We start from the raw sequence: 7,612 nt of genomic DNA on the forward strand, positions 1-7,612 counted from the left end.
GCGAGCCCGCCTGGCCCCAGCGCGCGGCCGCCGAGCTCGGGGTGGACTGGCGCGACGCGCCTTACCCGCCGCAGTACACGCGCGGCAAGTGGTGAGCCCCGACGTCCAGAGCCCCCACGTCCAGAGCCCCCACGCCAGAGCCCCCACGCCACAGTCCAGAAGAGCGTTTCACGCACATCCGCCGAGTAGAAATGTTCGGAACGTCTTTCTCGATGACCCGCCAGGGCGTTCGACGGGCCCGCCGGGGCAGGAGCTAGAGGTCCAGCTCGATGTCCGAGCTGGCCATGCTCGTGCACACGGTGATCCGCTCCTGGACGACGGCGTCGGTCGCACCTCCGGCCGCACGGGCCTCCGCGCTCGTGGTGCCGCTGAGTTTGCCGGTCACGCACGCCTTGCACAGTCCGCGTTCGCATCCGGTCGGGACGGCGATGCCCGCTCGACCCGCCGCCTCGAGGAGGGTCGTGGCTCCGTCGATCTCGACCGAGGTCCCGGTGCGGCGGAAGCGCACTGTGTAGCGACTGCCGTCGTCAGCCGGTCGCTCGAGCTCCGGGGCGGTGAACGATTCGGCGTGGAAGCGTTCGGCCGGCTGCCCGAGGTCGCGTAGCCAGTCGCGGGCCAGGTCGATCACCGCGGCCGGGGCGCACACGTAGGTCTCGCGGTCGGCGGCGTCCGGGACCGTCCGGCGCAGGAGCTCCGGGCTGAGACGACCCGTGGTCAGGTCCCCGCGCCCGGACGGGGCGTCGGTGAACACGTGCAGGGTGATGCCCGAGCTGCGGGCCAGTCGGCGGAGTTCGGCCTCGTAGATGACGGATCGCTCGTCGCGGTTGAAGTAGAGCAGGGTGGCGTCGACCCCCGTGCTGGTCCCGGTGCGGGCCTCGGCCTCGGCCCCGGTCTCCCGGGCGATGCGGCGCAGCAGGCTGATGATCGGGGTGATGCCCACCCCGCCGGCGATGTGCAGTGACGGGGCGGCCGGGGAGTCCATCGCGAAGTCGCCCGACGACTGCGGCACGCCGACCAGGGTGACGTAGCGCCCCGCCTTCAGCGTGTCGTTCAACCGGGTCGACACCCGACCGCCCTCGACGCGTCTGACGCAGATCTCCAGGGCGCCCCCGTCGAGCCGCGAGTCGGTGCTGTCGCGCACGAGGCTGTACTGGCGGACCAGCTCGACGGTGCCGTGGTCGTCGTCGTCGACCTCCACCCGCACCGACACGTACGCGCCGGCCTCCCACTCAACGTCCTCCCACCCGCGCGGCCTGGCCAGGCGCACCGAGAGTGCGTCGCCACCGGCGACCGGCGTGGCCGCCAGGACCTTCGCGGGAGCGTTGTGGAAGCGCGGCTTGTCCAGGTACGGCGACTCGGGCAGGGGCCGGTACGTGAAGCCCGAGATGACGCGGCGCCCGAGCGCGAAGGGGTCACGCAGCAACTCGGCCGGCCGGCCGAACTCCCGCTCGCCGAAAGGCACGGACAGGCCCGTGAGCGTCTTGGCGATGAGCGGGACCGTCTCCAACAACGGGGTCTCGTGATACGGCAGCCCGTACCGGGCGGCGAGGGCGCGGACCTCCGGCGCGATCTTGCGCTGCATGGACGGCGGAAGGTCGGGGAACAGGTGGTGCTCGACGTGGGTGTCCAGGCCGCCGTAAAAGATCCGCAGGTCGGGACGGTTCTCGAACGGCACCTCCTCCTCCAGGATCCGGGTCAGCGCCTCGTCCATCTGCGGACTCGGCAGGAAGTTGCGGGTCGCCCGGATCTGCCGCTCGTAGTACTGGTCGGCGGTCTCGTCGGGTCCGGGGTCGGTGAACAGTTCCAACTCGCCCGCGTGGTGTTCGATGAGCACCAGGAACAGCACGGACATGTACCCGGTGACGCCGCCGAGGTAGTTGGCGACCAGCGTCGGGAGCGGCTTCCACCCGGAGCGGAACGGCTCGTCCACGAAGCGGCGCCGCGCGTCCCGGCGGGCGATCCGGGTGGGGGAGGACAGGGTGTACGAACTGAAGAACCGTCGGCCCTCCACCTTGCGAGCGATGTTGGCCAGGAAGAACGGCGCGGCGACCGGGGCCATGGCGGCGAGCGCGGAGATGAACGCCACCTGCCCGAGGTGGTGGCCGTACCAGTCCTGGCCTGCGCTGCCGCGGAAGACGCTGTAGCCGAGGTCGTGGTCCTTGCCGACGATGTTGGTGTTGGGGTGGTGGCCCGCGTGGTGCATCGTCTTCCAGTGGTCGGTGTCGACGTTGAAGTCCCAGTCGTAGCGGTCCGAGTGGTATTCGCCGTTGTCCGGCAGGTGGTCGTAGCTGCCGTGGACGATGTTGTGGCCCAGCTCGGAGAACTGCATGAGCCGGTACATCATCTCCAGCGCGGTGGCCCGGCGGATCGCGCGCGGACCCCCCTGGCGCAGCAGCTCGCGGCGGCGGGCGTCGATCGCCTGGCCGTAGGCGGTGACGTTGCGGATGTGGTCGAGATCCTCCTGGCCCACTTCGGCCTTGGCCCGCGCGTAGAGATCCTGGATCGCCTCGGCCAGCCCGGTCGGTCCTGCAGGTCCTGCCGGTCCGCGCCCGGTGTCTCCTGCCCGTGAGCCCACGGGAGCCGTCGCGGTGCTGAGGTCGCTGGCGAGAGTCATAGATGTGACGGTAGCCACTGGCGAGGGGCGGGGATAGGGCGCCGGCGGTCGCATAGTTGGCATTTTCGGTCACTCGGCGGTCTGCGTTGCTACGGTCGGGCGATGACCTCGTCGTCGGGCTCGTCCGCGCCCGGCTCGTTCTCGCCCAGCTCGTCCTCGCCGGTGTGGGCCGTGCCTCGCGGCACCGAGGGGATCCGCATCATGGTGGACGGCGGCGTCGCACGCGGGATGACGACGAGGGAGTGCCTGGCCGGGACCGGGCTCGACCCGCGGGATCTCGACGACGAGACCGCGCAGATCTGGGCGCACCAGGAGTTCGTGGTGATCCGCAATCTGCTGGGCCGACTCGGGGACCGGCCGGGACTGGGGGCCGGCATCGGTGCTCATTCGACCCTCGGGCGGACCGGCGTCATCGGTTTCATGATGCTCGCGGGGCCCACCGTGCGGGCGGCGCTCGATCGGGCCCTCCCGTACCTCGCGCTCTCGCCCACGCACCTGCGGTTCTCGCTCGAGGAGGATGCCGCTGCAGGGACAGACCCGGGGGTGGCCTTTCTCATTGCCGCCGACGACGAGATCCCCGCGGATGTGCGGACCTTCGTGGTGGAGCGCGACCTGGCGGGGTTGGCGGCGGCGTTCCGTGGAGCCCAGATCGATGTGGGGATCGCCGGCCTCGAGACGACCCTCGGCCCGGAGAGCGCCGTGATCCTCGGCGAGGCGTGGGGACTGACCGGCGACGAGGTCCGGCCTCGCGCCGAGCGGAACCGTCTGGTCCTCACCCGAGAGCGGCTGGACGAGCGACTGCCGCAGGGCGACGAGAACACGGCGAAGCTGTTCGAGAGGCAGTGCCGTGAGCTGCTCGGCGACCGGCTGGCGCGCGTGGGCGTGGCGGGCCAGGTCCGCAGTCGGCTGCGGCACGAGCGCGAGAGCTGGCCGTCGATGGCGGCGGTGGCCGGTGACCTGCACATTGATGTCCGCACCCTGCGCCGTCGGCTGGCCGCGGAGGGAACCTCGTTCCGGCGGGTGCTCGACGAGGTGAGGCATCACCGGGCGCTCGAGTTGTTGGCGCTGCGCGTGCCGGTGGCAGAGGCGGCACGCGAGCTCGGGTATTCGGAGACCGCCACCTTCACCCGGAGCTTCACCCGATGGGAGGGCGTCGCGCCCAGCCAGGTCCTTCGGGCAGCGGAGCCGGGCGGCGAACAGGGTGACGGTCAGTACTGAGCCGACCTCCGTGCAGCTCGCCGACCCCCGTGCAGCTCGCCGACCCGTGCAGCTCGCCGACCCGTGCAGATCGGGCGAGGTTCTGGAGGCATCGGCCGAGTGAGTCCCGCCAGGAATGTGCTCTGGTTTCAGAGATCGTGCGCGATTCACACGAATCGTGACCGATCGAGGGGCATCGGTCGACGAACGGGCGCCTGGCGTGGCCGCTCGTCGCGGGTGGCAGGCTGGTGGGTGATCGATACACGTCCCGCAGGCCCGGGTTCGGCGAGTAGCGGCGATCGGCCGTCGCGCCGAGCGTGGTGGTCCGAACTCCGACCGAGCGTGGCGATCCGAACACTGGCCGAGGAGACCTGAGTTGACCCTGTTCGAGACCCTCAAGGACCGCTGCCGACCCGAGTGGGAGGCCTACACCCGGCACGAGTTCGTCGAGGAACTCGGGCGCGGGACGTTACCTCTCGAGGTGTTCCGGGACTATCTGATCCAGGACTTCCACTTCCTGGTGCAGTTCGCGCGAGCCAACGCGTTGGCCGCTTTCAAGAGCCGCACGCTGGCCGACATCACCGCCGCCCACGAGGCCACGGGGGCGATCCTCGCCGAGACGGAGCTGCACCTGAGGTTGACCGAGCGCTGGGGCATCCCGCGCGCCGAACTCGAGGCCGCCGCGGAGAAGCAGGCCACCGTCGCGTACACGCGCTACGTGCTCGACTGCGGCATGGTCGGCGACCTGCTCGACCTGCACGTGGCACTGGCGCCGTGCACCATCGGTTACGCCGAGATCGGGGCGCACCTGCAACCCCGGCTCGCTGAGCACGAAAGCGCAGGTGAGGGCGGCCGGGCCGGGCACCCGTACGGCGAATGGATCGCCGAGTACTCGGGAGTGGAGTTCACCGCCGCGTCCCACGCCGCGATCGAGCAGCTCGACGTGCTGTCCGAGGGAGGGCTGACCGACCGCCGTCTCGACGAGCTCACCGAGGTGTTCCGCACGGCCACCCGGCTGGAGGCCGATTTCTGGCAGCAGGCGCTGGACGGTGCGATCAAGCGCTGACGGCCCCTCAGGACCCCACCGAGCCGAGCGATCCCATCGGCCCCGTCGGTAGCGGCAGGTCTCCCGGCATCCCCGCGGGCGTGGTCCCCTTTTCCGCCATCTGCGCAAGGAGGGCCGGCAGCATCTCGGCGAACATGTCGGCGCGGAACTGCAGCGGGGCGAAGGGGTTCGCGAGGTTGCGCTGTTCCAGGGGGTCCGCCGACAGGTCGTACATCTCGAACACCGGGGGTTCGACCCACTGCGGATCGAAGTACATCGTGAACTTGCGGGTGCGCTCCCGGATCGTGCGGAGGTGGTTCGGCTGGGTGACCGAGGTCTGCCCGTTGGGTTGGCCGATGTTGTCGTCGTCGAAGACGTAGTGGATGACGCCCTGCACCTCTCGGGTCGGGGCCCCCGGGTTCTCGACGGCGTCGGAGATGATCGGTGACAGGTCGGTACCGCGGAAGTCGAAACCGGCCCGCACCTCGGGCGGCACCTCGGCGATCGTCGCGAGGGTGGGCATGAGGTCGACGAGAGTCGACAGGGCCTGTGTCCTCACTCCGGTCGGGAACAGCCCGGGGTTGCTGATCACGAGCGGCACCAGCATCGTCTCCTCGTAGGCGTTGAACACCTTCTGGCGCATCCCGCCGTGGGACATGCCCATCTCCCCGTGGTCGGAGACCTGGATGATGATGGTGTCGCGTCGCAGGTCGTTGCTCTCCACCGCGTCGATGACGGCGCCGATGTGCTGGTCCACGACCTGTTGCATGTAGGCGTAGAGGTTGGCGTAGTTGCGGGCCTTCTCCTGGCCCACCAGTGCTCCGAGTCCCACCTGGGAGGCCAGGTTGATCTGGGTCTGGGCGCGGGGCTTGTGGTTGAGGGCCAGCACCTCGGTGAACGTGGGCGGCAGGTCGATGCCCATCTGGAAGCAGCCCGGTGCCGCGTCGAGGTAGTTGGTTCCCCCGTCCGGCATCGCCAGGTCCCAGGTCTGGGGATAGGCCAGGATGTCGTGCGGGTTCGCGAAGCTGGCGACGAGGGCGAACGGCCGATCCGGATCGTTCGGCACCGAGTTCAGGAACGCCACGGCCTCGTCGGCGTAGCGCTGGTCGTTGTTCGCGGTTCCGCCGCCGAAGTTCTCCGGTTTGATGTCCTGCCCGGCCTCGGGTGGGCTCCACCCGTGGAAGCCGAAGGACTCGATGTCGGCGGGAGTGGGGTCCAGGCCGTCGGCCCCCTTGCTCATGTGCCACTTCCCGCGATAGTGGACGTCGTACCCGGCCGAGGCGAGTAGCCCGGCCATGTTGGGCGTGGTCGGGGACAACTGTGGCTCGGCGGCCGACAGGCTCCCGCCCGAGGTGAGGGTGCGGTAGACCCCGTGCTGGGCGGGGTAGACGCCGGTGAACATGGTGCTGCGGCTGGGCGAGCACATGGTGGAGTTGCAGGCGTTGGTGTCGAACGACAAACCGGTGTCGATCAACCGTTGGCGCTGCGGCAGGTTCTGCGCTGCCCACCCCTCCGGCCAGAACATGGGCCGCCGCTCCTGATCGGTCATGATGATCACGATGTTGGGGCGTCTGCGGATCCGGCCCTCCCCGCCGCGCCCGCGGCCAGGAGGAGCCCGGTGCCACCGAGGAAGGTGCGGCGGGGGATCGATGCGGCGGGGGGACTGGTGGGGAGGGAATGGGACGACGACGAGGTGGGCGACTGCGACATGGTGGACCCCTGGTTGACCTGGCCGAGCCAGCCGGGGGACCGCGTGGGCGATCGGGGAGGGCGGCCCCAGGGGTCGACCGGGGTGGTACCGGATGCTTCGGATCGCGGCATCGCCGCGACAGCTGGGTGGCTCGTCCCGCCCGCAATGGTGAAGGTTCTCTCAGGATAGCGCTGTTGTGCCGCCGGAGGGCCGGTCTGTCCGAGGTGAGGCGGGGTATCCGGCCACCGCGGCCGTCCGCGCCGGCCGTCCACACAGCTCGGCCGCACCGGGCCGTTCGGTGGGGAACGCCGTCAGCGGTCGTGGCGCGGGGTGAACCGATGTACCCTCAGGCCACTCCCGTATCGGACTAGCGAAAGGACGACCCAATGATCATTCTTGGCGCAATTCTGTTGATCCTCGGATTCCTCTTGGACATCCCCATCCTCTGGACGATCGGTCTCGTGCTCGTGGCGATCGGCGTGATCCTCGTCATCCTCGGTGCAGCCGGCCGCGCGGTCGGTGGTCGCAAACACTGGTTCTGACCCCGGGGCCAGGCCCGTCGACAAGAGCGTTCCGCACACATCGCGCGAGTGGTGATGTGCGGAACGCTCTTCTCGTTGAGGGGCGGCTACAGAGGAACGAGGTCGACCTCTGCGCCGGCGGCGAGTGAGGTCACGTCGGCGGGGATCTCGATCAGCACGTCCGCCCGGGCCATGGACGCCACAAGGTGGGACCCAGGGCCGGAGACCGGTTCGACCGTGGGGATGCCGGGCAGGTTCTCGTCGGGGTTCGCGGCGGACGGCTCGGCGACCAGCGCCCCACGCAGATACTGCGTCTTCCCGGCGGGGGAGTCGACCGCGCGGGAGAGCCGGGCCCGGCGGGTCGGCACGGGCACGCGCCCCACGGCCTCGAGGATGACCGGACGCAGCAGCACCACGAAAGACACCAGTGCGCTCACCGGATTACCCGGCAGGCACACCACCGGGGTCTCCCGCCACGTCGAGAGCCCCTGCGGACCGCCGGGTTGCATGGCGACCGGGGCGAAGCGGGCCCCCTCGCGGTCCGC

At 70.2% G+C, this 7,612-nt stretch carries 5 protein-coding genes and 1 pseudogene; 3 read left to right on the forward strand and 3 right to left on the reverse strand.

The features are described 5' to 3' along the window. Positions 1-253: 253 nt before the first annotated feature. Positions 254-2,614, reverse strand: a complete 2,361-nt coding sequence (locus G6027_RS00380; protein WP_241726688.1) for a fatty acid desaturase — start codon at positions 2,612-2,614, stop codon at positions 254-256. 102 nt (positions 2,615-2,716) lie between these two features. Between G6027_RS00380 and G6027_RS00385 the strand changes: the two genes are divergently transcribed. Next, positions 2,717-3,832 carry an AraC family transcriptional regulator gene (locus G6027_RS00385; protein ID WP_182634381.1) on the forward strand — a complete coding sequence of 372 codons (1,116 nt, stop codon included), beginning with the start codon at positions 2,717-2,719 and terminating at the stop codon, positions 3,830-3,832. Positions 3,833-4,187: 355 nt separating this feature from the next. Continuing rightward, positions 4,188-4,877: a TenA family protein gene (locus G6027_RS00390; protein ID WP_182634383.1), complete on the forward strand. Its 690-nt coding sequence runs from the start codon at positions 4,188-4,190 to the stop codon at positions 4,875-4,877. 7 nt (positions 4,878-4,884) lie between these two features. Here the strand turns inward: G6027_RS00390 and G6027_RS00395 are convergent, their stop codons facing one another. Further along, entirely contained in the window at positions 4,885-6,405 is a 1,521-nt protein-coding gene (locus tag G6027_RS00395) for a sulfatase-like hydrolase/transferase (RefSeq protein WP_241726689.1), read from the reverse strand. A gap of 527 nt (positions 6,406-6,932) precedes the next feature. Between G6027_RS00395 and G6027_RS00400 the strand changes: the two genes are divergently transcribed. Continuing rightward, positions 6,933-7,088 carry a DUF6131 family protein gene (locus G6027_RS00400; RefSeq protein WP_182634385.1) on the forward strand — a complete coding sequence of 52 codons (156 nt, stop codon included), beginning with the start codon at positions 6,933-6,935 and terminating at the stop codon, positions 7,086-7,088. Between the two features lie 86 nt (positions 7,089-7,174). On the opposite strand, the pseudogene G6027_RS00405 reads toward G6027_RS00400, so the two are convergent. Then, positions 7,175-7,612, reverse strand: a pseudogene (locus G6027_RS00405) (molybdopterin molybdenumtransferase MoeA); the annotation flags it as partial.

The sequence above is a fragment of the Dietzia sp. SLG310A2-38A2 genome, assembly GCF_014145095.1.
In the GTDB taxonomy this organism is placed as follows: domain Bacteria; phylum Actinomycetota; class Actinomycetes; order Mycobacteriales; family Mycobacteriaceae; genus Dietzia.